The sequence below is a fragment of the Blautia sp. MSK.18.38 genome, from assembly GCF_024460535.1.
Lineage (GTDB): Bacteria > Bacillota > Clostridia > Lachnospirales > Lachnospiraceae > Blautia_A > Blautia_A fusiformis.
In genome coordinates this window covers 185,027-211,389 of record NZ_JANFYP010000003.1, presented here as the reverse complement: position 1 = coordinate 211,389, position 26,363 = coordinate 185,027, and the positions used below count along the sequence as shown (strand labels likewise).

The following is a 26,363-nucleotide window of genomic DNA, read 5'->3' as shown; positions in this document are numbered from 1 at the left end:
ACAAAAACACTAACGAGGGAAAAAACTATCGTAATAATGTGGTCAAATCAACATCTGGGACTTCTAAAAGCCGCATAAATACTGGGTTTCCGGAGGATATTAGTGTATTATCACCGATGATGAAAGAATACGTAAAGACCAAAGAAGAGTACAGCGACTGTATCCTTTTTTACCGTCTGGGCGATTTTTATGAAATGTTCTTTGAGGATGCATTGACTGCATCCAGGGAACTGGAAATTACACTTACAGGAAAAGACTGCGGACTGGAAGAGAGAGCGCCCATGTGTGGCGTTCCTTTTCATGCTGCGGAAACTTATATCAACCGGCTGATCGAAAAGGGCTATAAGGTTGCCATCTGCGAACAGGTAGAAGATCCGAAAAAAGCCAAGGGTCTTGTAAAACGAGAGGTTGTCCGCATTGTCACACCGGGAACTACTCTGGATACCATGTCACTGGACGAGTCCAAAAACAATTATCTGATGTCCATTGTCTCCATTGGAGAGCATTTTGGCTGTGCTATTGCAGATATCACAACCGGTGACTGCTTTCTTACAGAGCTGGATAAGCCTCAGAAACTTCTGGATGAGATCAATAAATTCACACCTGCAGAGATCATCTGCAACGATGCGTTTCTTTTAAGTGGTGTGGATGTGGAGGATCTGAAAGGACGTCTTGGAATCTGCGTATTCGCCCTGGATCCCTGGTACTTTGACGATCAGCTGTGTCAGAAAACTCTAAAAGAACATTTCCATGTGGGAAATCTGGAGGGGTTAGGAATTGGTGACTACGACAGCGGGATCATCGCTTCCGGTGCTCTGTTCCTGTATCTGAAAGAAACACAGAAAACAGCACTTTCCCATATGGCAAGTATCCGCCCTTACTCTGCCGAGAAATACATGCTTATCGACAGCTCCAGCCGTCGTAATCTGGAGCTTGTGGAAACCATGCGCGAAAAACAGAAAAGAGGTTCTCTTCTCTGGGTACTGGACAAGACCAAAACAGCTATGGGAGCCAGAACACTTCGGTCTTATGTGGAACAGCCTCTGATCGATGCAGAGGAAATCGAAAAGAGACTGGGTGCTCTGGAAGAACTGAATGAAAAACCCATGGAACGGGATGAGATCCGGGAATATTTAAACCCGATCTATGATCTGGAACGTCTGATCAGCCGTATCAGTTACAAATCCGCTAATCCGAGAGATCTGGTTTCTTTTGCCTCTTCTCTGGAAATGCTTCCTTATATAAAACAGGTCCTGGCAGAATTCAAATCTCCACTGCTTACTAAGATCAACGAAGATATGGATCCTCTGACAGACATTACCTCGCTGATCCGGAACTCTATCACCGATGATCCGCCTCTTGCCCAGAAAGACGGTGGCATTATCCGGGAAGGATATAATGAAGATGTAGATAAATTCCGCCGTTCCCGGACAGATGGAAAGAAATGGCTTTCTGAGCTGGAGGCAAGAGAGAGGGAACGTACCGGTATCAAAAGCCTGAAGATCAAGTACAATCGTGTATTTGGTTATTCTCTGGAAGTTACCAATACTTTCAAAGATCTTGTGCCGGAGGATTATATCCGCAAACAGACCCTTACCAATGCAGAGCGTTATATCACTCAGGAACTGAAAGATCTGGAAGATCTGATCCTTGGAGCTGAGGATAAGCTTTATGCGCTGGAATTTGAACTGTTTTCCAGTATCCGTGATCAGGTTGGAGCGGAAGTTGTCCGTATCCAGCGCACTGCAAAAGCAGTGGCTGCACTGGATGTTTTCGCTTCTCTTGCACTGGTTGCCCAGAGGAATAATTTCGTCCGGCCAAAGATCAATGAGACAGGCCTCATTGATATCCGAAACGGCCGTCATCCGGTTGTGGAGCAGATGATCGAAAATGATATGTTCATTCCAAACGATACGTATCTTGACAACCACAAAAAACGGATCTCCATTATCACAGGACCAAACATGGCCGGAAAATCCACATATATGCGCCAGACAGCCCTGATCGTACTGATGGCACAGATCGGAAGCTTTGTTCCGGCAGACAGTGCAAACATCGGTGTGGTTGACCGGATCTTCACCCGTGTAGGTGCATCTGATGACCTTGCAAGCGGACAAAGTACCTTTATGGTGGAAATGACGGAGGTTGCCAATATTCTTCGCAATGCCACTTCCCGTAGCCTTCTGATCCTGGATGAGATCGGACGTGGAACCAGTACTTTTGACGGCCTCTCCATTGCCTGGGCAGTGATCGAACATATCAGCAATACCAAGCTCTGCGGTGCCAAAACCTTATTTGCGACCCATTATCATGAGCTTACCGAACTGGAGGGAAAACTTTCCGGTGTCAACAATTACTGTATTGCTGTCAAAGAAAAGGGTGACGATATCGTATTTCTTCGTAAGATCGTAAAAGGTGGCGCTGACAAGAGTTATGGTATCCAGGTGGCCAAGCTTGCCGGTGTTCCGGATTCCGTGATCCAGCGTGCCAAGGAACTTGTGGAAGAGCTCAGTGACGCAGATATCACCGCAGCGGTAAAAGACCTGACTGCTCCGAAAAAGAAACAGAAGATCACCTATGATCAGGTGGATATGGCACAGATGTCACTCTTTGACACGGTGCAGGATAATGATATCATCGAAGAGATCAAAGGCCTGGAGATTGGCAACCTGACTCCAATGGAGGCCCTGAATATTCTCTATAATCTGCAGAACAAAATAAAGAACCGGTGGTGATACCTTGAGAAAAATTGCAGTTTTAGACCAGAATACCATTGATAAGATCGCAGCAGGTGAAGTTGTGGAGCGGCCTTCTTCTGTTGTAAAAGAACTTGTGGAAAATGCTATTGACGCAGGAGCTACCGCCATCACAGTAGAGATCACAGATGGTGGAAAAAAGCTGATCCGTATCACAGATAACGGCTCCGGAATGGAAGCAGAACAGGTTCCCCTTGCTTTTCTACGTCATGCTACAAGCAAGATTGAAAAAGTGGAAGACCTGACACATATTGCCTCCCTGGGCTTTCGTGGCGAGGCTCTTTCCAGTATTGCCGCAGTTTCCCAGGTAGAACTGATCACAAAAACTCCTTCTGCCATCAGCGGTACCCGCTATGTGATCGAAGGTGGAAAAGAACAGTCTTTGGAGGAGATGGGCGCACCGGAGGGAACCACCTTCCTGATCCGGAACCTTTTTTACAACACACCTGCAAGAAGCAAATTTCTGAAATCCGACATGACAGAAGCCGGTTACATCAATACGCTGATGGAACAGCTGGCGCTTTCCCATCCGGAAATTTCCTTTAAATATATCCAGAATCGTCAGGTGAAACTTTCCAGTTCCGGAAATTACAGCGTAAAGGATGTGATCTACAGCGTTTACGGACGGGAGATCGCCAAAGCACTTCTGGAAGTCTCCTATGAAAATGATTTTATGAAGATCGAAGGCTTTGTGGGAAAACCGGAGATTTCCAGAGGAAACCGCACTTTTGAGAATTATTATATCAATGGCCGGTATGTAAAAAACAAGATCATTACCAAGGCTATTGAGGATGGGTATAAAGGACTGGTCATGCAGCATAAATTTCCATTTGTTTCCCTTCGGATCGAAATGGATGGTAATGACCTGGACGTTAATGTACATCCGGCAAAAAGAGAAGTGCGTTTTGCCAGAGAAACCGAAGTTTATACGGCTATCTATGAAACTGTTCGTAAGGTACTGACTCACAGAGAACTAATCCCGCAGGTATCTGTGGGAAAAGACGAACCGACATCTCACAACGAGCAGATGAAGCCAGGAAATGTTCCGGAACCTTTCGAGGTAAAAAGACGGCAGGAGATGTACGGACACCAGAACCGGACGGCGAATATAGCTTCCCATATTGCACCGACAGCTTCTGAAGTACATACATCGCCGGTTTCATCGATACCTTATAATAAGTTGACAAATAGTACAGCCTCCTATGGCTCAGCTGAAACAGCTCACAGTTCTTCAGATTCTTTTACAGATAAATACAGGCATATGGGTTCTCTGCGGGAAAATCCCGTATATAGATCTCAGCCCTTTACAAAAGAAGAAGAGGAAATGTTTTCCGGCACACTGAAGGACGGAAAAAAAGAGACTTCCGCTGTAGAAACAGCTGATCCAGAAGTGATATCTGAAAAACCTGCCGAATCGACATCTCCTGAGATAAACAGCGAGCCGATCAAATCCCTGGAACAGGAAACGCCAAAACAGCTGGAACTTTTCGAAGAACGGCTTCTTGCCCCGGAATCCAGAAGCCGCCACAGGCTGATCGGACAGCTGTTTGACACCTACTGGCTGGTACAGTTCGAAGATAATTTTTATATCATTGACCAGCATGCGGCCCATGAAAAAGTATATTATGAGCGGTTCGTAAAGCTGTTCCAGTCTCAGAATATCCAGTCTCAGTACGTAAGCCCTCCGCTGATCGTTTCACTCAGCCTTGAGGAAGAAAACCTGTTAAAAGCAAACGAAAAATATTTTCGGGATTTCGGTTTTGAGATCGAACCTTTTGGGGGAAGAGAGTACAGTATCAGTGCGGTGCCATCCAGTCTTCTGGGAATGACAGAGGAAGAGCTGTTTCTGGAAATGCTGGACCATCTCACTGCAGACGGCTCCAAAGATGCATTTGAACTGTTTACCGCAAGGCTTGCAACTATGGCCTGCAAAGCTGCTGTAAAAGGCAATCATTCCATGTCACCCCAGGAAGCCGACAAGCTGATCGATGAACTTCTGACACTGGAAAATCCTTATAACTGTCCTCATGGAAGGCCAACCATCATTGCCATGAGTAAGACAGAGATTGAAAAAAAATTTAAACGTATCGTGTAAGATACCTATCATAAACGGAGAAAATCTATGAAAAAACCTCTTATCGTCCTTACCGGACCTACTGCCGTGGGAAAAACAAAGCTTTCCATTGCACTTGCAAAAGCAGTAAACGGAGAGATCATTTCCGCGGATTCCATGCAGGTTTACCGCCATATGGATATCGGTTCCGCCAAGATCACGCCGGAAGAAATGGATGGCGTCCCACATCATCTGGTGGATGTACTGGAGCCAACAGAAGATTTTAACATTGTCCTTTTTCAGCAGATGGCAAAAGATGCCATGGACAAAATTTATGACAAAGGCCGGATTCCGATCCTGGTAGGCGGCACAGGATTTTATATTCAGTCTGTGACCAGAGATATTGATTTTACCAGCTCCGACCAGGATGAACATTACCGCAGGGAGCTGGAAGAGCTGGCAGAGCAGAAGGGGCCTGCATTTCTCCATGACATGCTTGCCAAGGTCGATCCCAAGTCAGCCGAAGATATCCATGAGAACAATGTCAAGCGGGTGATCCGTGCCCTGGAATTTTATAAACAGAACGGTACCAGGATCTCCGAACATAATGAAGAACAGAAGGAGCATACCAGTCCCTATGCACTGGCTTATTTCGTCCTGAACGCACCACGCCCACTTCTCTATGAACGCATTGACACAAGAGTGGACGAAATGCTGAAAAACGGTCTGACAGAAGAAGTTAAAAAGCTTCGGGAGATGGGCTGCCACAGGGGAATGGTTTCCATGCAGGGGCTTGGCTATAAGGAAATCCTGGACTGGATGGACGGAAACTATTCTTATGAGGAAGCCGTAAGGGTCCTGAAACGTGACACCAGACACTTTGCCAAACGTCAGCTTACCTGGTTCCGCAGAGAAGGCGAAGTAACCTGGGTAGATAAAGATAACTTTGATTACGATGACAGCAGGATCCTTTCCTACATGCTTTCTGTATGCAGGGAAAAGGGAATCCTCCCTGCCAAATAAAATAAAAAAGGAAAAATGATCATGAAAGAATTATATGCACAGCTTGGAATCTCTTCTGCAGTTTACGATTTCGGTAAATCTGTGGAAGATTCCCTGAAAGAACGTTTTGAGAAATTTGATAAGACTGCAGAATACAACCAGATGAAGGTTATCCGCGCCATGCAGAAGAACCGTGTCAGTGAGGCCTGTTTCGGAGCTTCCTCCGGTTATGGCTACAACGACCTTGGCCGCGAAACTCTGGAGCAGGTTTATGCCGATACCTTCCACACAGAAGCCTGCCTGGTACGCCCGCAGATCACCTGTGGAACTCATGCACTTGCCATTGCTCTCTTCGGAAACCTGCGCCCCGGTGACGAGCTTCTTTCCCCTGTAGGAAAGCCTTACGATACCCTGGAAGAAGTGATCGGTATCCGCCCGTCCAATGGTTCCCTTGCGGAATATGGCGTAAAATATCGTCAGGTGGATCTTCTCGAGGATGGTACCTTTGATTATGAAAACATCAGAAAAGCAGTCAATGAAAAAACAAAGCTGGTAACCATCCAGCGTTCCAAAGGCTATCAGACTCGTCCTTCCTTCTCTGTAAAACAGATCGGTGAGCTGATCGCTTTTGTAAAGAAGATCAAACCGGATGTGATCTGCATGGTAGATAACTGCTACGGTGAGTTCGTAGATACCATAGAGCCAAGTGATGTAGGTGCAGATATCATGGTGGGTTCCCTGATCAAAAATCCAGGCGGCGGTCTTGCCCCTATCGGCGGATATATCGCCGGAAGAAAAGACTGTGTGGAAAACGCTTCCTACCGTATGACCTGCCCGGGACTGGGCATGGAAGTGGGGGCAACCCTTGGTGTAAACCGTTCTCTGTACCAGGGATTTTTCCTTGCACCGATGGTTACCAAAGGAGCTTTAAAAGGCGCCGTTTTTGCAGCAAACATTTACGAAAAACTTGGTTTCCCGGTGGTACCGAACAGCACAGAACCACGTCAGGATATCATCCAGGCGGTCACTCTCGGAACACCGGAGGGTCTTGTAGCATTCTGCCAGGGTATCCAGGCTGCTGCACCGGTAGACAGCTTTGTAACACCGGAGCCGTGGGATATGCCGGGATATGACAGCCAGGTGATCATGGCAGCAGGGGCTTTCATCCAGGGTTCTTCCATCGAGCTTTCTGCCGATGGTCCTATGAAACCGCCTTATGCAGTTTATTTCCAGGGTGGTCTCACCTGGGAGCATGCAAAGCTGGGAATCCTGAAATCTCTTCAGTATATGGTTGATAAGGAACTTGTGAGATTATGAAAAAATCCGAAGGACCGGACTTAAAAAAACAGATCTTTGTCATAGGAGCCGGGGCTTCCGGTCTTATGGCAGCTATTCAGGCTGCTGTATACGGAGCTGCAGTTACGGTTCTGGAACAAAATGACCGTCCCGGCAAAAAAATCTGTGCTACGGGAAACGGCCGTTGTAATATGACGAACCTGAATCAGGATGAAAACGCTTACCGGGGATCTCATCCTGAATTTGCCAAAGATGCCCTGGCACAGTTTCCTGTGGAAAAAACTCTGAAATTCTTTCAGGAACTGGGAATCTGTACCACAGACCGCAGCGGATGGATCTATCCCCGAAGCAACCAGGCACAGAGTGTGGTAGATGTTCTTGTCATGAAGGCACGCAGCCTGAAGGTAAAGCTGAAAACCAATCAGACCGTTACCGGCGTGTCTTTTGCAGACGGACAGTGGAAGATCCATACGGACGGATGGACCTACAGTGGTGATGCCGTGATCCTTGCAAATGGTTCCCGTGCGTCTTCCGTTGCAGGTTCCTGCGAAAGCGGATATGAAATTGCAAAAAGTCTCGGACATCATCTGATCGAACCCCTTCCAGCTTTGACAGCTCTGAAATGTAAGGGAAATTCTTTTTCCGGCTGGAGTGGTGTACGGACAGAAGGTAAGATAACACTTTATATAGACGGCACACCGACAGTTTCCCAGCAGGGAGAACTGCAGCTTACCGATTACGGTGTATCCGGGATCCCGGTATTCCAGATTTCCCGCTATGCTATCCGTGCCGTCCATGAAAACAAAAATGTGGAGCTTTCCATAAATTTTTTTCCGGAACTGAACCGGAAAGAGCTGGAAGAATACCTGGAACAGAGAAAAACAGCCTGTCCTTACAAAACAGAAAAAGAACTTCTCATCGGACTTTTTCCTGAAAAACTGATCCGTGTTTTATGTGCACAGAAGGATCTTATCCGCGGGATCACCGATTTTCGTCTCACGGTAAAAAACGGCCTTTCCTTCGAACAGGCACAGGTTTGTTCCGGTGGAGTGGATACGTCTGAAGTTCACAGCAAAACCATGGAGTCCAGACTTCATAAAGGTCTTTATTTTGCCGGAGAGCTCCTTGACATTGACGGTACCTGCGGAGGTTATAACCTGCAGTGGGCGTGGTCAAGCGGAGCTGCTGCCGGTATCTGGGCAGCAAAGGAGGAAGAAAAATGATCCGGATCACACAGCTGAAGCTTCCCATCACTCATACAGAAGAGCAGCTTCACCGAAAAATAGCAAAAATGCTTCGTCTTGGAAATCAGCCGTTCACCTATGAGATCCGAAAACAATCTCTGGATGCCCGGCACAAAGAGGACAAAAAATTTGTCTACACTGTAGATATTAAACTGGATAACGAATCCCGTGTTCTCAAAAAGGTTCACGATAAAAATATTATGTTAACCTCTGAGAGAAAATATCATTTTCCCTCATCTGGCTCTGAAACTCTGTCCCATCGTCCTATAGTGATCGGAAGCGGACCTGCAGGATTATTCTGTGCCTGGTACCTGGCCAAAGCCGGATACTGTCCACTGGTACTGGAACGGGGAGAAGAAGCAGACAAACGCCAGGAAACCGTGGAAAATTTCTGGAAAAACGGCATCCTGGATCCGGATTCCAATGTACAGTTCGGAGAGGGCGGTGCAGGGACTTTTTCCGATGGAAAGCTGAATACTCTGGTAAAAGATACTTTTGGAAGAGGAAAGGAAGTTCTTTCCCGATTTGTGGAGGCAGGAGCTCCCTCTGAGATCCTTTACCAGCAAAAGCCTCATCTTGGCACAGATCAGCTTGTAGGTATCGTTCAGTTTATGCGTCATCAGATTGAAGAAATGGGCGGGGAATTCCGTTTTCGTTCCACAGTAACTGATCTGATGATCCGTGACCGGAAGCTTAATGCAGTCATTGTCAATGCAAAAGAGGAAATACCGGCAGAAATCTGCATTCTTGCTCCCGGCCACAGCGCCAGAGATACGTTTGCCATGCTGGAAAAACACAATATTAACATGGAGCCGAAATCTTTTGCAGTGGGGGTACGTGTGGAACATCCGCAGACTATGATCAACCAGGATCTTTACGGGGAACCGGAAAACGATCGTCTGGGTGCATCCAGCTACAAGGTTACCCATACACTGGAAAACGGACGTGGCGTTTATTCTTTCTGTATGTGTCCCGGCGGATATGTTGTAAATGCATCTTCTGAAGAAGGTATGCTTGCAGTGAATGGTATGAGCTATCAGGCACGTGACAGCCATAATGCCAACAGTGCTATCATCGTTACGGTAAACCCTTCTGATTTTCCTGAAGAGGGAGTTCTCGGCGGAATCGCTCTGCAGCGAAAACTGGAGCGCGCTGCCTGGGAAGCCGGAAAAGGAAAAATTCCGGTACAGCTTTTCAAAGATTACTGTACCCATCAGAAAAGTACCAGGCTTGGAGATGTGATCCCCTGTATCAAAGGAGCTTATACACTTACCAATGTCCGCAGTATTTTCCCAAAAGAGATCGGCGATTCCATTGAAGCAGGAATCCATGCTTTTGGAAAAAAGCTTTCCGGTTTTGACCGACCGGATGCATTGCTGGAAGGAGTAGAAAGCCGTACCTCTTCTCCTGTACGGATCGTTCGGGAACCGAAAAAGCTCACTTCCAATATAGAAGGGATCTACCCCTGCGGAGAGGGCGCCGGTTACGCCGGAGGCATTACATCCGCAGCGATGGACGGGATCAAGGTGGCAGAAGCAGTCGCTTCTGTTTATGCCCTGCCTGTAAACAAAATGTGAAAAAAGTGGAAATTTCCGGGATAGAGTGTACATCCCTGCTTTTTTATGCTAAAATAACTTCTGCAATTTTGCATCCCCTTCTTCGAGAGCGAAAAGGGAAATCATATGAAAGATACTATAATGGAAATGCCAGATTATCAGCGTCCGTATGAAAAATGTCTGCGGGAAGGAGAACAGTCCTTAAGCGATCGAGAGCTTCTTGCCGTGATCCTGCGCTGTGGCGTACAGGGATCCAGTTCCCTGACTCTGGCAGATAAAATCCTGAATTTATCGAAACAGACCGGATACAGTGGCCTGCTTGGACTGTTTCATATTTCCATGCAGGAACTGATGAAGATCCATGGGATCGGTAAGGTAAAAGCCATACAGCTGAAATGTATCGGGGAACTTTCCAAGCGTATGGCAACCGCAGCTGCAAAACCGGAATTGTCTTTTCACCATCCGGTAACCATTGCGAAATATTATATGGAGCGGCTCCGGCATGAAGAGCAGGAATTGCTTTACTGCATGATGCTGGACGGACATAACCATTTGTCGGGGGAACAGCTTTTAAGTCGCGGTACTGTCAATGCCACACTGATCACACCAAGAGAAGTCTTTGTAGAAGCTGTAAAGTATCGGGCGGTGAACCTGATCCTAGTCCACAATCATCTAGGAGGCGATCCCTCCCCCAGCCAGGCTGATCTGGATGTTACGGAACGGATCTATCATTGTGGTGAACTCCTCGGCATCCATCTTCTGGATCATATCATCATCGGTGATCACAGGTATGTCAGTTTCCGCGAAAAAGGGATTTTTGATGAATATACTTAAGTGAAGGGACAGATTTATGCTTTTTAGAAATAATTACGGAGTAGACCTTGGAAGCAGCTCTGTAAAAGTCTATTCATTTTTCAGAAACAAAAGTTACATAGAAAAGAACATGGTAGCCTACAGAGGACGCCGGATCCTTGCCATAGGGAACGAAGCTTATGAAATGTTTGAAAAATCACCTGCAGATATTTCCGTAAATTCTCCTATGGCTTTCGGTATGCTGGCAAATCTGGAATTGCAGGAGATCGTCCTTTACAGCATGATAAAAAAAATCGATCATACATCCGGTCTCGGAGCAGACATGTATTTCTCCGTACCACTTGATATGACTGCTATCGAAAAGAGGGCATACTATCATCTGGTCAATGGTCACTGGCTGCGGAAAAACCGTGTTTTTATGGTGGAGGCCCCTATTGCAGATGCCATTGCCATGGGAATCGACCCTGAAAAGAATCAGGGCAGCATGATCGTAAACATCGGTGCACAGAGTACAGAGTTTTCCATCATAACCGACGGCAAGATCATCATTAGCCGTAAGATCCCCATCGGAGGCAGACAGATGAACGAATCTATCTGCAGCGAGATCCGAAAACATTATAATCTTCAGATTGGAACACGAACTGCAAAACGTCTGAAAGTAGTTATGGGAAGACTGAATGATCAGAAAAAAGAAGCCCGAAAAGTAGTCGGGATCGACAGTATTTCCGGACTTCCACGAGAAGAAGTTATTTCTGCCTACGTTGTTAATGAAGGGATCGCCAACTGTGTGAATCAGATCGCAGCAGAGATGAAATCTTTTCTGGAACGTACCCCGCCACAGATTGCTTATCATATCGCAAAAGAGGGCATTTATCTGACCGGCGGCAGTACACGGCTTCCTTATATAGATAACTATCTGGCTAGCTATACAGGATTTGCCTTTAATCTTTCTGATCTGTATGAAACTTCTGCAGCATACGGCCTGGAAAAGATCATCCGCGACAGAAACCTGCGCAAATGGGCCCAGCCGGTAAAGCAGAAAAAACTGTAAAGGGGCATATATAATGAAAAACATCCGAAAAAAAGTGCGTTTTCATTTTAATTTAAAAAGTAAACATCTTCTGGTAATCATGACACTTTTCTGTGGAAGCTGCATTGTAGCTACAGCAGCCTCCGGAACCTCTTCCGCACCACTTCAGGAGGCAGCCGGTTTTCTTATCGTTCCCTTTGAAAAGGGGATCGCCGGTGTCAGCGATATATTTGGAAATGTAAAAAACAATCTTCGTGATAAACAGGACGTGCTTCAGGAAAACGAAGAGCTGAAAAGTCAGATCAACAGTCTTACGGAACAGAATAACATCCTGATCCAGGACCAGACAGAGCTCACACGCCTGAAGGAACTTTACGATCTTGATCAGGAATATACCGACTATCCCAAGGTTGCCGCAAGGATAATCTCCAAAGATCCCGGAAACTGGTATGATACCTTTATGATCAACAAAGGCAGTAATAACGGGATCCGGGTTGATAACAACGTGATCGCCGGAAAGGGTCTTGTGGGTATCGTTACAGAAGTGGGACCTTCCTGGGCTACTGTCCGTTCCATCATCGATGACAGCAGCAATGTCAGTGCCATGGCAGTCAGTACTTCCGACAACTGCGTTGTCACTGGAGATCTGAAACTGATCGATGAAGGCAAATTAAGCTTTGAGCAGCTTTACGATCAGGATAACAAGGTAACAGTCGGAGAACGTATTGTCACCTCGAACATCAGTGAAAAATATGTGGAAGGACTGTTTATTGGTTATGTCAGTGAGATCCAGCAGGATCCCAATAACCTGACAAAAACAGGTACGATCGTTACACCGGTTGATTTCGGTCATCTGAAAGATGTATTTGTGATCACCACCAATAAACAGGACGCGATAGACAAATCGGAGGATGCGTCCAATGAAAAATAGGATTATATTATTTATCACTATCATTGTCTGTTTTCTCCTTCAGTGCACAGTAATGGACCGTATTTCCATTGGATCCATCACTCCAAATCTGCTTTTGATCCTGTGTGTATCTATGGGACTTATGCGTGGAAGAAAAGTCGGTCTGTGGACTGGATTTTTTTCCGGGCTTTTTGTCGATCTCTTTTATGGATCATTGTTTGGATTTTATGCACTGATCTATATGTATATAGGTTTTATCAGCGGCTATGCATTCCGCAGTTTTTATGATGATGATCTGAAAGTTCCGCTTTTTCTTGTAGCAGGAACAGATCTTCTTTATAATCTGGCTGTGTATGGCCTCCAGTTTCTGCTCAGAGGCCGTCTTGGATTCTGGACCTACATATACAGGATCATTATCCCCGAGATTGTATATACGGTTTTTCTCACCATCATCGTATACCGGGTATTTTACTGGATCAACTACCACTTAATGGATACTGTAAGGAAAGAAAGTGAGTCTATTTGGGAATTAAAATAAAAAAAATCATCAAAAAAATCCGTCTGAAACGTACTACAGTTCTTGTGATCGTATTTATTTTTCTGTCATCTGTCCTGGTCCGGCAGCTTTTCAGTCTGCAGATCATACAGGGAGAGGATTACATCAGTAAATTTCAGACACGTACCACCAAAACACGCGTGATCAAAAGCACCCGTGGTAATATTTATGACCGTAACGGCACAGTTGTCGCCTCCAATGTACTTGCATATTCTGTCACATTCGAAGATAGCGGTACATACAACAGCACCAGAGAAAAGAATCTGACTCTGAACGGTATCGCCTACCAGGTATTACAGATCCTTTCCAAAAACGGGGACAGCTTATCTGATAATTTTCATATTACCGTCAATGATCATGGCGACTATGCTTTTGATGTAGATGAAGGATTTACTCTTAACCGTTTCCGTGCGGATATTTACGGAGAAGCACAGATTGATGATCTCAGTGATGAACAGAAAAACGCAACCGCAGCCCAGATCATGGATCATCTTACCGGAAGCAACGGATTTTCTATCGTTCTTTACGGAAAAGATGCCTACACCCCGGAAGAACTTGCCGCACATTCTCTTCCGGAAGAGCTTACCAAACAGGAAATCCTCGAAATTGCGATCATGCGCTATCAGCTGAACACCAACAGTTTCAAGAAATATATGCCGGTGACCATTGCAACAAATGTCAGTGAAAAATCTGTGGCAGCCATAAAAGAAAATCAGGCCGCTCTCCAGGGTATTGACATTGTAGAAGATTCCACCAGAAAATATGTGGACGATGAGAGTATGGCGCCGATCCTCGGTTACACAGGCCAGGCCTCTTCTGAAGAACTGGAAACCCTTCGTAAGGATAATCCTGATTATTCCAATGATGCGGTTGTTGGAAAAGCCGGGATCGAACAGTATATGGAGCTTGAACTTCAGGGAAAAGATGGAGAAGAAACGGTCACAGTTGATAATCTTGGTAAAGTCCTTGATATCGACAATTCCAAAACTGTTGATCCTGTGGCCGGAAACGATGTTTATCTGACCATTGATTCCGACTGGCAGAAGAGTATTTACCAGATCCTGGAACAGCGTGTTGCCGGTATTGTCCTCTCTAAACTGACACCAAATAAAAGCTTTGATTATGAAGCAGAGAAAGATGCAAGTAAGATCACCATCCCAATCTATGATGTATACAATGCACTGATCGCAAACAGTGTGATCGATATCAATAAATTCAGCGATGCAGATGCTTCCGATACAGAAAAAAATTTATACGCCAAATTTCAGCAAAAACAGCAACAGGTTTTTGATACAATAAGTAACAGGCTGACAGGTGACAATCCTCCAGCCTATAAGGATGAAGATACGCAGATGCAGGAATATCTTACCTATATCTGTGATGATCTTCTTACCAATACCCTGAAGGTACTGAAAAGTGATTCCATTGATACCGCAGATGAAACATACAAAGCCTGGAAAAATGACCAGAGTATCAGTCTGAAGGATTATCTGAACTATGCTGCCAGTCAGAACTGGATCGATATTTCCCAGATCTCAACCTCCGGAGAATATCTGGATTCTGAAGAGATCTATCAGGCTCTTACCGCCTATATCATTGATTACCTGAAGACAGATACAGGCTTTTCAAAGCTTCTGTATAAATATATGCTTCAGGAAGACACCATCAGTGGAGAAGATCTGTGTCTTGTTCTCTATGAACAGGGCGTTCTTTCAAAAGAAGACGAACTGTATCAGACAATGGCCTCCGGTGGTCTTGATGCCTACACCTTCATGTATCGCAAGATCGCAAATCTTGAGATCACACCGGCCCAGCTTGCGTTGGCTCCGTGCTCTGCATCTGCGGTGATCACAGATACTACAACCGGAAATGTTCTCGCATGTGTTTCCTATCCGGGATATGATAATAATCGTCTGACCAACAATATGGACACCGATTATTATGCAAAGCTTTCCACAGATCTTTCCAGCCCGTTCTTCAACAAGGCAACACAGCAGAAGACGGCTCCAGGATCTACATTAAAGATCTTATCTACTGTTGCCGGCATGTCCGAGGGCGTAATAGATGATGGCACATATATTGAATGTACAGGAAGCTTTGACCTTGTAACACCTCCGATCAACTGCTGGAATAAACAGGGCCACGGTTCTCTTGATATCCGTGAGGCCATTGAGCAGTCCTGTAACGTATTTTTCACTACGATCGGTTTCGAACTTGGTAAAGATTCCGAAGGTAATTTTTCTGAAGCCAGAAGTCTTGGAATGCTTCAGAAATATGCTTCCCTCATGGGATTGGATCAGAAAACCGGCATTGAAATTTCCGAGGCTTCTCCGCAGGTTTCTGACAAAAACGCGGTTCCTTCCTATATTGGACAGGGTACCAATACGTTTACGACCAGCCAGCTTGCACGCTATGCGTCAACGATCGCCACTTCCGGTACGATCTACAAGCTTTCCCTTCTGGACCGTGTGACGGATTCCAAAGGAAAACTTATAAAGGAATATCCTTCCAAAACAGCTGGACAGTTGGATCTTTCCAGCAATATCTGGGATGCCATCCATGACGGTATGTATCGTGTAGTGCAGACTCATGATCAGTTTAACGGACTTGGAGTTGAAGTAGCCGGAAAAACCGGTACTGCCGAGATTGACTATTATCATCCGAACAATGCACTTTTTATCGGATATGCGCCTGTTTCTGATCCCAAGTACGCAATATCTGTACGAATCGCAAACGGATATGCATCCGGTAATGCCTGCCTTGCAGCTAATGATATCTTTAAATACATTTTCGGACTTGCAGATGAAAGCACCATTCTCACTGGCTATGCAGCAAGCGATACCAGTAATGTATCGAATGACTAAACAAACTTTATGAGGATACCAGAAGTGTGGAACATTTTATAGGAGGAATCAGAAAACATGAGTGAAGTCATTGTCATTACATCTGGAAAAGGCGGTGTTGGAAAAACCACCACCGTGGCAAATATCGGGACCGGACTGGCTGCCATGGGAAAAAAGGTTGCAGTTGTAGATACCGATATCGGACTCCGAAATCTGGATGTTGTCATGGGACTGGAGAACCGTATTGTTTATAATCTGGTTGATGTGATCAATGGGAGCTGCCGCCTGAAACAGGCACTGATCCGGGATCGTCGGCATTCAGAACTGTATCTTCTTCCGTCTGCCCAGACCAAGGACAAAACTGCCGTATCTCCGGAACAGATGATCAAGCTTACCGATGATCTCCGGGAAGAATTCGATTATGTCCTTCTGGATTGTCCGGCAGGAATTGAACAGGGATTCAAAAATGCAGTAGCCGGAGCGGACCGTGCACTGGTCGTGACCACACCGGAAGTTTCCGCGATCCGGGATGCAGACCGTATCATCGGGTTGCTGGAGTCCGGAGGGCTCCGTGATATCCGGCTGATCATCAACCGGCTTCGACCGGAAATGATCGCCAGAGGTGATATGATGTCCGTAGAAGATGTGTTGGAAATCCTGGCTGTAGATCTGATCGGTGCGATCCTGGATGATGAACAGATCGTGATCTCCACAAATCAGGGAGAACCTTTATCCGGAAAAAATTCCCAGGCAGAAGAAGAGTATCGCAATATCTGCCGGAGGCTTATGGGCGAAGAGGTCCCTTATGTTACTGTGCGTCGAAAAAATGGTGTATTCCACCGTCTTGGCAGCATTTTTCGAAAATAACAGACGCTTTGCTGTCTGACATTTTTCATCACAGGAGGAATGATTATGGGATTTTTCTCCGGGAAAAACCACTCTGCAGGCTATGCACGCGACAGGATGAAGCTTCTTCTTGTATCGGAACGCATAGACTGTTCTCCACAGATGATGAAGCTTTTACGGAACGATCTGATACATGCCGTAAAAAAATACGTTGTAATTGATGAACCAGGGGTGACCATACAGATCACACAGGAACCACCTGTTCTGCATGCAGTCATACCCGTACTTAAGAAAAGAGATGCATAATTTATGATTAAACAGTATAAGCTGCGGTTTTACAATTTTCGACTGGTGATCTTTCTCCTGGCGATCAGCTTTATTGGAATTCAGCTTGTAGGAACAGCTGCCGACTACCTTCGCACACGTCAGCTTCTGGGTGTGATCATCGGTGTAGTCTTTATGCTGATCCTTTCACTGATGGATTATTCCTGGCTGCTGAATTTTCAATGGATCATGTATGGATTTAATATCGTTATGCTTCTGGCTGTCCGGTTCTTCGGATCCAGCGCCAATGGTGCTGCCAGATGGGTGGATTTAGGTTTTATCCGTTTCCAGCCTACCGAGCTTTCAAAGATCATCATTATCCTGTTTTTTGCCAAATTTTTTATGGATCATGAGGAAGATCTGAATACCTTAAAGACTCTGATACAATCAGCTGTCCTTCTGGTCATCCCACTGATGCTGATCTATGTACAGCCGGATATGAAAAACACCATCACCGTAACAGTCCTGTTCTGTATTCTGATCTACATCGCAGGACTTAGTTATAAGATCATCGGAGGTGTAGCCTTGATCGCGATTCCTCTGGCCATCATCTTTCTGTCCATTATCGTGCAGCCGGATCAGAAACTGATACAGGATTACCAGAGAAACCGTATCATGTCATTCCTGTATCCGGAGAACGAAGAATACGCAGATGATATTGAACAGCAGAACAACTCAAAAACAGCCATCGCCTCCGGAGAGCTTGTGGGACGTGCTTTCAGTAATGACACCAGTGTTACATCCGTAAATGATGGAAACTTTGTTTCTGAGAATCAGACCGACTTTATTTTTGCGGTGGCTGGAGAGCAGTACGGATTTATCGGCTGTACTCTGATCGTACTGCTGCTGTTTCTGATCACCTTTGAATGTATCCGTATGAGCCTGCGGGCCAAGGATCTTGCCGGTAAGATCATATGCTGCGGTGTTGGAAGCATTGTTTCCATACAGAGCTTCATCAACATCTGTGTTGCTACCGGCCTTGCACCAAACACAGGTACTCCGCTTCCTTTTGTAAGCTATGGTCTTACTTCTCTGATCAGTCTGTTTATGGGTATGGGACTTGTTCTCAATGTAGGACTGCAGAGCAGTGCATATAATAAAGAATTACAGAAAAAAGGTCAGAAATCGGATACCTACTTTCGGAAAGAGGAATACTTATGACACGTAAAGAACCTGTAAAAAATCATATACGTTCTGGCAATCCTTCCAGAGGTCAGGCTTCCCGGGCTGCACATACAGCTTCCAAGGGGACAAAAACAACTTCCATGCCGTCTGACAGAACTGTTTCTGCCAGACGTAAAGCTCAAAATACCCGGATGAAACGGATGCGTCGTAAAAGGATCCGCAACACCATTTTTCTCCTTCTTCTGCTGATCGTACTATGCACAGCTGGCGGTTTTGGTGTTTACATGCTGAAGGGCGGAGATTTTTCTACTCCTGCAAATTCTTTCAATGCATTCTCCGAGTTTGATAATACTCTGACTTCCAAAGAAGAGCAGCGCGCGGCAGGTTTCGCCCATGATCTCTGTGTTGTTACAAAAGATGTTGCTCTGGATTCTGTCAGTCTGGATGACAGCCAGTCCGGTGTGCTTCTGAATCTCAGTGATAAAAAGGTACTCTATGCAAAAGGTGCCTACAACAAGGTTTATCCTGCCAGCATCACAAAGATCATGACAGCTATGCTTGCACTGAAATATGGAAACATGGACGATACAGTAACGATCTCACAGGAGAATGTTACCCTGGAATCCGGTTCTCAGGTAGCTGGTTTCCAGGCGGGAGATCAGGTTACCATGGATCAGCTTCTTCATTGTCTTCTTGTTTATTCTGCCAATGATGCAGCATCTGCCATTGCGGAACATATAGGTGGATCAACAGATAAATTTGTAGAGATGATGAACAGCTTTGCTGCAGAACTTGGCTGTACAGGAACTCACTTTACCAATCCCCATGGTCTTCAGGACGAAAATCATTATACAACGCCTTATGACATTTATCTGATGCTGAAAGAAGCCTTGAATTATCCGGAGTTTACAGACATCACACAAATGGCATCTTATACAGTTAGCTATAAGCATTCCGATGGCTCCGATGCAAGTGCTACCTTACCCGCTACAGATCATTATCTTACCGGAGAGGCAGCAACTCCTAAGGATGTCACTATCCTTGGAGGAAAAACAGGAACAACCGATAAAGCCGGTAACTGTCTGGCACTTTTAAGCCAGAATGCTTATGGGAAGCCATTTATTTCCATCGTCATGGGTGCGTCCTCAAAGGATGTTCTTTATCAGGAAATGACATCCTTGCTCCAGAACATCAACTGACAGGATTCCATACAAAAAACAAAAAAGCAGATCTGTTTGAAATTTTATTTCGCAGATCTGCTTTTTTATTCTTTTTTTTACATTCAGTTAATTTCTACTATATCATCAGTGCCATCACTGCCGGTATCTTCGGTCTCACTGCTATCAAGATCCGTATCCGAAGTACCACTGTAATCATTGTCATCGACCACTTCACCGGAGCCACTGTCCGGATTTTCATAATTGCCTGCGTCTTCATCGGTTCCATCTGAAGATGTATCTGAAGTATCTGCTCCATTGGCTTCACTATCCGTATTGCCGTCGTAAGAATTATCACCTGGATCATAAGTCGGCTCTTCCGTGTAGGAATCTCCGTCCCCAGTATCGTCAGAACTCTCGGGCTCACTGCTGTAGCTGTCCTCTGTATAGATTGGAAAATCCGCATCAGCAGTTCCCTCTGATGTAGAATCTGTAACAGGCTCCGCCGCATTATTATCCGGAATAGCAGTAAGATGAGAAACCGTTCCATCCTTTGGGACGACAATATAGATTCCCAGCATCACGATACATAATGCCATGGCTAATCCGGCAATCTTCATTTCTTCCATATGTTTCATCGCTGATGATCTCCCTGTCGTTTTTTTGTATTATAGCACAGAATCACTCATATTTGTAAAACAGCCATGTATTTCTTTTGTTTTTCTGTAACAGTTCCCGAAATTTATTTCGCGATCATATAGACACACTTTCTCTGGGTGTTTATAATAAATAATCATATTTATTCATAACTTAAAGAAAGGCGTAACATTTTATGGGCGACTGCATTACCACATACACTGGAAAACATTTTGATCCGACACATCCGGACGAAGAGCTGATCTGCATTGAGGACATTGCACACGCACTTTCTCTTCTATGCCGCGGAAATGGTCATGTAAGGACTTTTTTCTCTGTAGGGCAGCACTGCATCCTCTGTGCCAAAGAAGCCGAAGCACGTGGCTATTCCGGCCGTCTTATACTGGCGTCCCTTCTTCACGATGCCAGCGAATGTTATATGTCCGATGTTCCAAGACCATTTAAGAAAAGTCTTCCTGAGTATCGGAAACAGGAGGAAGCTCTTTTAAACATTATCTATCAGAAATATCTGGGATCCGGACTTTCTGCCATAGAAGAGCAGAAGCTGAAGGAGATCGACAATGACCTGCTCTGGTATGACCTGAAATATCTTCTGAATGAAACACCGGACACTCCAAAACCGGTTGTCCATGTTCCGATCCAATACCGGCAATACCCTTTTTCACAGGTAGAAGAGGAATATCGAAACCTTTTTGATCAGCTGTCTGCAAAAATCTGTAAATAGATATAACAGACACACTTTATACAATTGAAAGAAGAACCCTATATGGAACGATTGATTTTTCATGTTGATGTAAACAGTGCTTTTCTTTCCTGGGAAGCAGCAAAAAGAGTAAAGATGGGACTTCCGGATCTGAGAGACATCCCTTCTTGTATTGGCGGAGACCCCAGTAAACGTACCGGCATCGTTGTCGCCAAGTCCATTCCTGCAAAAAAATACGGAATCCAGACAGGAGAACCTATGGCTATGGCTTTTCGCAAATGTCCGAATCTTGTGGCCGTTCCATCTGACTTTGAATTATACGATAAATGTTCCAGAGCCTTCAAAAAAATCTGTGGGTCCTATGCACCGGTAATGGAATCCTTTTCCATTGATGAGGTTTTTCTGGATATGACCGGAACCTCCTATATTTACCCGGATCCGGTGGCAACTGCCCATGAGCTGAAGGATAAGATCCGTACAGAACTCGGCTTTACCGTAAATATCGGCATCTCCACCAATAAACTTCTTGCAAAAATGGCCTCTGATTTCGAAAAGCCAGATAAGGTGCATACTTTATTTCCGGAAGAAATCCCTGTAAAAATGTGGCCTCTTCCAGTGAGAGAGCTTCTTTTTCTTGGCAAATCCTCTGAAAAAAAACTGCAGGATGCAGGGATCAGAACCATCGGAGATCTGGCTCATGAAAAAAAAGCAAAGATACAGGCACTTCTCGGTGAAAAAGCAGGACAGCAGTTATATCAGTATGCCCGTGGCCTTGATGACTCCCCTGTGAAAGCAAAACCTGATGAAGCAAAAGGATTCAGTCTGGAAACTACATTTAACGATGATCTGGTCTCACTGGAGCAGGCACTTCCGATCCTGCTGGAACAATGCGATATTCTGGCCGCCCGCATGCGCCGCAAAAAGAAAAAATGCACCTGCATTTCTGTAACCTTCCGTACCCTGGATTTTCGAAACAAATCTCATCAGACTAAACTGCCAAATGCCACCGATATCACAGAAGAGATTTACAGAAATGCCCAAAACCTCTTTCAGGAGTCCTGGATGAGACAGCCACTCCGGCTCCTGGGAGTATCACTGACCGGTCTTACGGATGATTCCTTTGAACAGCTGTCCTTTTTTGAGGATACTCACAAGAAGGAACGCCAGCAGAAACTGGATGCAGCACTGGATTCCATCCGTCTGAAGTACGGAAACGACAAAGTTACCCGGGCCAGTATCATGAACAGCACTGCCCGGATTGGAAGGAAAGCAAAAGCACAAATGGAAAATGAAAGAGAGTAGTAAAGCTTGATTAAAATTACCAGTTTTTTTCAAAAAGCCCTTGCAATTTTATTCACAATGCACTATAATTTGAAGCATATCAATAGCAATTTTATTCAAAATTATTATATGTGTCTAAGGAGGAAAACAGGATGGTTGAACTGATCGTAGGAAAGAAAGGCAAAGGAAAAACAAAAGTACTGTTAGACAAAGTAAACGGAGCTGTTAAGGACGCCAACGGTAGTATTGTTTACTTAGACAAGAGCACCAAGCACATGTATGAGCTGAACAACAAGGTCCGCCTTATCGATGTTTCCGGATTTCCGGTTAAAAATGCGGACGAATTTGTAGGATTTATCTGTGGTATCCTCTCTCAGGATCATGATCTGGAGCAGGTATATCTGGACAGCTTCCTTACAACAGCCAAGCTTGAAGGAAAGGATGCAACCGAAACACTGGATCAGTTAAGTGCCATCGGTAAAACCTTCAAAGTTTCCTTTATTATCAGTATGTCTCTGGATAAAGAAGAAGTTCCGGAAGCATATCAGGATAAAATTATCTGCGCATTATAATAAAATTGAATATGAACGTCCTATTTTGTACATAAAGCATAAAAGAACGTAAATTTTTAAAGGGATCTGTCCTCAGGACGGATCCCTTTTTAACTGTAGGAAACTTTGTTTATTCTTCATTTCTGTGGTATACTGAAGAGCAGAATAAACACACAGGAGCGTTTCATATGAATCATTTACTGGAAAAAATCAAACAAAAAAATGCATCCGCATTCACCCACAGCGGAAAATTTCACGCAGACGATGTTTTTTCTGCCGCTCTGCTTTTATATCTGAATCCCGAGATTACCATCACACGTGGAAACCAGGTTCCTGAAAACTATGAAGGTCTTGTTTTTGATATTGGCAGAGGACAGTATGATCATCATCAGAAAGACAGCCGTATCCGCGATAATGGCGTCCCATATGCGGCCTTCGGCCTTCTCTGGGAAAAGCTTGGACCGGAAATCCTAGGTGAGGAGCTGGCACTAAAATTCGATGAATCCTTTGTCCAGCCTCTGGATATCAATGATAATACCGGTGAAAAAAATGAACTTGCCACACTGATCGGCAATTTTAATCCGGGATGGGATTCCAAAAGCAGCAATGACGAAGCCTTTTTCCAGGCAGTCAGTGTGGCAGGTATGATCCTGGAAAATAAATTCGAGCGTTACCTTGGAAATGAACGTGCAGACAGACGGGTGGAAGAAGTTCTTACAGAACATGCTGCTTCCCTGGCTTCGGGCGATACCCCGGCAGAAAATACCAATATCCTTATACTTCCGGAATTTATTCCCTGCCAAAAACGCCTTTCGGAAACTAACATTGCTTTTGTGATCTTTCCGTCCAACCGGGGCGGTTACTGTATCCAGCCACAGAAAAAAGAATATTCCATGAATTACAAATGCAGTTTTCCTTCTTCCTGGCTTGGCCTGGAAGGCGAAGAGTTATCTTTGGTAACCGGTCTTAAAAGTGCAGCCTTTTGTCATAAAGGAGGATTTCTCATGACCTGCGGAACCCTTGAGGATTCTGTTCTTGCCTGCAGGAGCAGTCTTGCCGCCTTCCATGAAGAAGCTGTGATCGTAAGCCTTGGCGGAAATAAAGAAACAGACATGCTGCTTCAAAAGCTTCCGGATCTTTCTTCTGCCAGGATCGTACATCTGCCGGTTCCCCAATTACCGGAGCTGACTCTGAACGGAATCTACGGAGAACTCTCCATGGAAAAGACAGAATGGAAAAGCTTTATAAAAGACAGGATTAAAGAAATCCTCCGCTACAAACCGGAAGCAGTTTTTGCAGATAATGCCATGTTTTCCCTGTATCCCATCGTTCATGCTCTGCGAAAAAAACATATTCCCGTTCTTACAGCAGTAGAAAAAGACGGACAGAAGCTTCTGGTACGGATCCCATCCGGTTCTTAAAGATCTTAAACATGTAATTAATTGTATTTACAGATATATTCACATTGCGTATTTATACAGAAAGAAGGCATGTTTATGCGAGAAGAAAAATTTAAAATGGAAAGACAGGGGCTGATACAGGTGGGAGATAAAGTAAAGATCTCCGAATTTCTCTCTGCCACAAACTACAGCTATATCATTGAGCCTGCAGTAGCCATGTCTGGCTGCTACAGAAACGCAGACCGCATCAGATCCAAAGAGGGGATCATCAAAAGCATTGAGCATACGCCACGCGGCTTTATAGTTACTGCAGAATTTGACGAATAAACATATGTCCATCAGGTAAGATCCGGCAATTAGCAATATGCCGGATTTTTCGCTGAAAAACTGGCTGATTTATTCTGGATTATATTATAGGAATCTGGTATTATAGAGAAGATATTTGTGTAATTTCTCTAATTATCAGGAAATTGCAAATTTTTAGAACAGAGGTGTAATATTATGAGCTGGTACAACGAAGCAATCTTCTACCATATTTATCCACTTGGACTTACAGGCGCTCCAAAAGAAAATGATTACGGAACTCCTGTACATCGACTGAACACACTGCTGCCGTGGATTGACCACATCAAAGAGATCGGATGTACTGCCTTATATATAGGGCCGCTTTTTGAAAGTGTCGGACATGGCTATGAGACAACCGATTACAAAAAACTGGATTCCCGTCTTGGAACCAATAAAGATCTCACCAATTTTGTAAAAGCCTGCCATGAAAAAGGCATCCGCGTGATCTTTGATGGTGTATTTAACCATACAGGCCGTGATTTCTTCGCTTTTAAGGATATCCAGAAAAACCGTGAGCATTCCCCTTACGTTAACTGGTACTGCAATGTAAATTTCGGCGGAAATACCGAATATAATGACGGTTTTTCCTATGAAAACTGGGGTGGATACAATCTTCTTGTAAAGCTGAACCAGCGCAATCCGGAAGTACAGAACTATATCTGTGATGTGATCCGTTTCTGGGTTTCCGAATTTGATATTGATGGAATCCGCCTGGATGCCGCTGATGTTCTGGATTTTGATTTCATGCGTATTCTACGTCATACCGCAGATGAGGTTAAGAAAGACTTCTGGCTTATGGGAGAGGTCATTCACGGAGATTACAGCCGCTGGGTAAACGGACAGACTCTTCACAGTGTAACCAACTATGCCCTTCACAAGGCACTTTACAGCGGACATAATGACCACAACTATTTTGAAATTGCTCATACAGTAAAATATCTTCAGAATATGGGAGATCTGGACCTCTACAATTTCGTGGACAACCATGACGTAGAGCGAATTCATACCAAATTGCAGAACAAAGCACATTTTGCTCCTGTACATGTACTTCTTTATACTTTACCTGGCGTTCCAAGCATTTATTACGGCTCAGAATTTGGTATTGACGGAAAAAAAGAAAAATTTTCCGATGCCAGCTTACGTCCGGCACTTGATCTTAACGATTATGCGGATGCTGCAACAAAGAACCCATGTACTGCACTGATCGCAGCCCTCGGAAAGGTCCGCCAGGGAACTCCTGCATTAAGCTATGGTTCCTACGCAGAACTGGCTCTTACAAACCGTCAGTTTGCCTTTGCAAGAGATCTGGAAGGCATACGAGTGATCGTTACTGTGAATAATGATGACAGTGATTCAGAGATGAACCTTCCAACAGGAAGTGCTCCGGAATACGTAGGTGCCCTCACAGGTCAGAAGGTTTCCGCACAGGGCGGACGGATCCGTGTCCGTGTTGCAGCAAACAGCGGTGAGATCTGGCTTCCTGCAGGAGATATGCCGGAATATAAGCCGGTTCAGACTAATGTTCTGGAAACTGCCGTAGCAAAAGAGAACGAAAACGCTGCATCTGAGGCAGAAGAGGAGCAGGCGGCTGAAAACAGCACTGTAACAGAAGCTGCCCCGGAAAAAGAAGCTTCAAACGCTGAAAATACAGATAAAGCTTCTGACAATACAGCAAACGCAGCGGATATTCCGTCAACTCCTGAAGCAGAATCCTCCAATACACAGGAAACGGAAACGGTCACTGCGCCAAATCCGCACAAAACACCAGAAGAAATGACAGTAGGCGAACTTCAGGCTGCTATCCTTGCAAAAATGGCAGGAAACGGACCCGTAGATGACCAGATGAAAAAGACCGTATACGACAACATCTGGCATGATTCTCTTGTAAACTGGCTGAAGAGCTTCCGATAGGAAA

At 44.9% G+C, this 26,363-nt stretch carries 22 protein-coding genes; 21 read left to right on the top strand and 1 reads right to left on the bottom strand.

The features are described 5' to 3' along the window. Positions 1 to 116 precede the first annotated feature (116 nt). The 15 genes from mutS to NE638_RS03575 all read left to right on the top strand — a co-directional run bounded on the left by mutS (position 117) and on the right by NE638_RS03575 (position 19,553). Complete coding sequence (gene mutS / locus NE638_RS03645) at positions 117 to 2,735, top strand: DNA mismatch repair protein MutS (protein WP_173745790.1); 2,619 nt, start codon at positions 117 to 119, stop codon at positions 2,733 to 2,735. A 4-nt stretch (positions 2,736 to 2,739) separates the two neighbouring features. After that, positions 2,740 to 4,851: a DNA mismatch repair endonuclease MutL gene (mutL, locus tag NE638_RS03640; protein ID WP_092070037.1), complete on the top strand. Its 2,112-nt coding sequence runs from the start codon at positions 2,740 to 2,742 to the stop codon at positions 4,849 to 4,851. Positions 4,852 to 4,878: 27 nt separating this feature from the next. Continuing rightward, complete coding sequence (gene miaA, locus NE638_RS03635) at positions 4,879 to 5,832, top strand: tRNA (adenosine(37)-N6)-dimethylallyltransferase MiaA (protein WP_059085844.1); 954 nt, start codon at positions 4,879 to 4,881, stop codon at positions 5,830 to 5,832. A 21-nt stretch (positions 5,833 to 5,853) separates the two neighbouring features. Further along, on the top strand, positions 5,854 to 7,128 hold the full coding sequence (locus NE638_RS03630; protein ID WP_118607983.1) for a methionine gamma-lyase family protein: 1,275 nt from the start codon (positions 5,854 to 5,856) through the stop codon (positions 7,126 to 7,128). After that, a complete protein-coding gene (locus NE638_RS03625) occupies positions 7,125 to 8,330 on the top strand; it encodes an NAD(P)/FAD-dependent oxidoreductase (RefSeq protein ID WP_110925773.1) in 1,206 nt (401 codons plus the stop codon). The genes NE638_RS03630 and NE638_RS03625 overlap by 4 nt, the downstream gene beginning before the upstream one ends. Beyond that, on the top strand, positions 8,327 to 9,928 hold the full coding sequence (locus tag NE638_RS03620) for an NAD(P)/FAD-dependent oxidoreductase (RefSeq protein WP_173745781.1): 1,602 nt from the start codon (positions 8,327 to 8,329) through the stop codon (positions 9,926 to 9,928). The genes NE638_RS03625 and NE638_RS03620 overlap by 4 nt, the downstream gene beginning before the upstream one ends. Positions 9,929 to 10,033: 105 nt before the next feature. Further along, positions 10,034 to 10,741 (top strand): RadC family protein, encoded by a 708-nt coding sequence (gene radC / locus NE638_RS03615; RefSeq protein WP_173745780.1) that lies wholly within the window; start codon positions 10,034 to 10,036, stop codon positions 10,739 to 10,741. A 16-nt stretch (positions 10,742 to 10,757) separates the two neighbouring features. Next, positions 10,758 to 11,771, top strand: a complete 1,014-nt coding sequence (locus NE638_RS03610) for a rod shape-determining protein (protein WP_015525122.1) — start codon at positions 10,758 to 10,760, stop codon at positions 11,769 to 11,771. Positions 11,772 to 11,784: 13 nt separating this feature from the next. Continuing rightward, positions 11,785 to 12,681, top strand: coding sequence for a rod shape-determining protein MreC (mreC, locus tag NE638_RS03605; protein WP_015525123.1), 897 nt, complete (start codon positions 11,785 to 11,787; stop codon positions 12,679 to 12,681). Beyond that, positions 12,671 to 13,198, top strand: coding sequence for a rod shape-determining protein MreD (mreD, locus tag NE638_RS03600; protein ID WP_021652034.1), 528 nt, complete (start codon positions 12,671 to 12,673; stop codon positions 13,196 to 13,198). The genes mreC and mreD overlap by 11 nt, the downstream gene beginning before the upstream one ends. Further along, positions 13,183 to 16,080 (top strand): penicillin-binding transpeptidase domain-containing protein, encoded by a 2,898-nt coding sequence (locus tag NE638_RS03595; protein ID WP_173745779.1) that lies wholly within the window; start codon positions 13,183 to 13,185, stop codon positions 16,078 to 16,080. The genes mreD and NE638_RS03595 overlap by 16 nt, the downstream gene beginning before the upstream one ends. A gap of 57 nt (positions 16,081 to 16,137) precedes the next feature. Continuing rightward, the gene (gene minD, locus NE638_RS03590; RefSeq protein WP_118752708.1) at positions 16,138 to 16,926 is read left to right on the top strand and encodes a septum site-determining protein MinD; all 789 of its coding nucleotides are present in this window, start codon (positions 16,138 to 16,140) and stop codon (positions 16,924 to 16,926) included. 45 nt (positions 16,927 to 16,971) lie between these two features. Continuing rightward, complete coding sequence (minE, locus tag NE638_RS03585; protein ID WP_015525127.1) at positions 16,972 to 17,211, top strand: cell division topological specificity factor MinE; 240 nt, start codon at positions 16,972 to 16,974, stop codon at positions 17,209 to 17,211. A gap of 3 nt (positions 17,212 to 17,214) precedes the next feature. Then, positions 17,215 to 18,390, top strand: coding sequence for an FtsW/RodA/SpoVE family cell cycle protein (locus NE638_RS03580; protein ID WP_015525128.1), 1,176 nt, complete (start codon positions 17,215 to 17,217; stop codon positions 18,388 to 18,390). Beyond that, complete coding sequence (locus tag NE638_RS03575; RefSeq protein ID WP_015525129.1) at positions 18,387 to 19,553, top strand: D-alanyl-D-alanine carboxypeptidase family protein; 1,167 nt, start codon at positions 18,387 to 18,389, stop codon at positions 19,551 to 19,553. The genes NE638_RS03580 and NE638_RS03575 overlap by 4 nt, the downstream gene beginning before the upstream one ends. Positions 19,554 to 19,636: 83 nt before the next feature. Here the strand turns inward: NE638_RS03575 and NE638_RS03570 are convergent, their stop codons facing one another. Then, positions 19,637 to 20,149 (bottom strand): hypothetical protein, encoded by a 513-nt coding sequence (locus NE638_RS03570; RefSeq protein WP_114001620.1) that lies wholly within the window; start codon positions 20,147 to 20,149, stop codon positions 19,637 to 19,639. A gap of 194 nt (positions 20,150 to 20,343) precedes the next feature. On the opposite strand from NE638_RS03570, the gene NE638_RS03565 reads away from it, so the two are divergent. From NE638_RS03565 to NE638_RS03540, 6 genes are all read left to right on the top strand, one after another. After that, complete coding sequence (locus NE638_RS03565; protein WP_015525131.1) at positions 20,344 to 20,892, top strand: hypothetical protein; 549 nt, start codon at positions 20,344 to 20,346, stop codon at positions 20,890 to 20,892. 42 nt (positions 20,893 to 20,934) lie between these two features. Beyond that, on the top strand, positions 20,935 to 22,173 hold the full coding sequence (locus NE638_RS03560) for a DNA polymerase Y family protein (RefSeq protein ID WP_114001619.1): 1,239 nt from the start codon (positions 20,935 to 20,937) through the stop codon (positions 22,171 to 22,173). A gap of 131 nt (positions 22,174 to 22,304) precedes the next feature. Beyond that, on the top strand, positions 22,305 to 22,724 hold the full coding sequence (locus NE638_RS03555) for a twitching motility protein PilT (RefSeq protein ID WP_114001618.1): 420 nt from the start codon (positions 22,305 to 22,307) through the stop codon (positions 22,722 to 22,724). 167 nt (positions 22,725 to 22,891) lie between these two features. Continuing rightward, positions 22,892 to 24,124 (top strand): MYG1 family protein, encoded by a 1,233-nt coding sequence (locus NE638_RS03550; RefSeq protein WP_114001617.1) that lies wholly within the window; start codon positions 22,892 to 22,894, stop codon positions 24,122 to 24,124. A 75-nt stretch (positions 24,125 to 24,199) separates the two neighbouring features. Next, positions 24,200 to 24,430, top strand: coding sequence for a hypothetical protein (locus NE638_RS03545; protein ID WP_015525138.1), 231 nt, complete (start codon positions 24,200 to 24,202; stop codon positions 24,428 to 24,430). Between the two features lie 174 nt (positions 24,431 to 24,604). Beyond that, entirely contained in the window at positions 24,605 to 26,359 is a 1,755-nt protein-coding gene (locus tag NE638_RS03540; protein ID WP_118607987.1) for an alpha-amylase family glycosyl hydrolase, read from the top strand. Positions 26,360 to 26,363 lie beyond the last annotated feature (4 nt).

What these genes read in the sequence shown, in the direction of transcription:
- minD (WP_118752708.1), top strand. Translation starts at nt 16,138, where the DNA reads ATGAGTGAAGTCATTGTCATTACATCTGGAAAAGGCGGTGTTGGAAAA.
- NE638_RS03555 (WP_114001618.1), top strand. Translation starts at nt 22,305, where the DNA reads ATGGTTGAACTGATCGTAGGAAAGAAAGGCAAAGGAAAAACAAAAGTA.
- mreC (WP_015525123.1), top strand. Translation starts at nt 11,785, where the DNA reads ATGAAAAACATCCGAAAAAAAGTGCGTTTTCATTTTAATTTAAAAAGT.
- NE638_RS03630 (WP_118607983.1), top strand. Translation starts at nt 5,854, where the DNA reads ATGAAAGAATTATATGCACAGCTTGGAATCTCTTCTGCAGTTTACGAT.
- NE638_RS03575 (WP_015525129.1), top strand. Translation starts at nt 18,387, where the DNA reads ATGACACGTAAAGAACCTGTAAAAAATCATATACGTTCTGGCAATCCT.
- NE638_RS03560 (WP_114001619.1), top strand. Translation starts at nt 20,935, where the DNA reads ATGGAACGATTGATTTTTCATGTTGATGTAAACAGTGCTTTTCTTTCC.
- NE638_RS03610 (WP_015525122.1), top strand. Translation starts at nt 10,758, where the DNA reads ATGCTTTTTAGAAATAATTACGGAGTAGACCTTGGAAGCAGCTCTGTA.
- NE638_RS03540 (WP_118607987.1), top strand. Translation starts at nt 24,605, where the DNA reads ATGAGCTGGTACAACGAAGCAATCTTCTACCATATTTATCCACTTGGA.
- minE (WP_015525127.1), top strand. Translation starts at nt 16,972, where the DNA reads ATGGGATTTTTCTCCGGGAAAAACCACTCTGCAGGCTATGCACGCGAC.
- NE638_RS03565 (WP_015525131.1), top strand. Translation starts at nt 20,344, where the DNA reads ATGGGCGACTGCATTACCACATACACTGGAAAACATTTTGATCCGACA.
- NE638_RS03570 (WP_114001620.1), bottom strand. Translation starts at nt 20,149, where the DNA reads ATGAAACATATGGAAGAAATGAAGATTGCCGGATTAGCCATGGCATTA.
- NE638_RS03620 (WP_173745781.1), top strand. Translation starts at nt 8,327, where the DNA reads ATGATCCGGATCACACAGCTGAAGCTTCCCATCACTCATACAGAAGAG.
- mreD (WP_021652034.1), top strand. Translation starts at nt 12,671, where the DNA reads ATGAAAAATAGGATTATATTATTTATCACTATCATTGTCTGTTTTCTC.
- NE638_RS03625 (WP_110925773.1), top strand. Translation starts at nt 7,125, where the DNA reads ATGAAAAAATCCGAAGGACCGGACTTAAAAAAACAGATCTTTGTCATA.
- NE638_RS03545 (WP_015525138.1), top strand. Translation starts at nt 24,200, where the DNA reads ATGCGAGAAGAAAAATTTAAAATGGAAAGACAGGGGCTGATACAGGTG.
- miaA (WP_059085844.1), top strand. Translation starts at nt 4,879, where the DNA reads ATGAAAAAACCTCTTATCGTCCTTACCGGACCTACTGCCGTGGGAAAA.
- NE638_RS03580 (WP_015525128.1), top strand. Translation starts at nt 17,215, where the DNA reads ATGATTAAACAGTATAAGCTGCGGTTTTACAATTTTCGACTGGTGATC.
- mutS (WP_173745790.1), top strand. Translation starts at nt 117, where the DNA reads ATGATGAAAGAATACGTAAAGACCAAAGAAGAGTACAGCGACTGTATC.
- radC (WP_173745780.1), top strand. Translation starts at nt 10,034, where the DNA reads ATGAAAGATACTATAATGGAAATGCCAGATTATCAGCGTCCGTATGAA.
- NE638_RS03550 (WP_114001617.1), top strand. Translation starts at nt 22,892, where the DNA reads ATGAATCATTTACTGGAAAAAATCAAACAAAAAAATGCATCCGCATTC.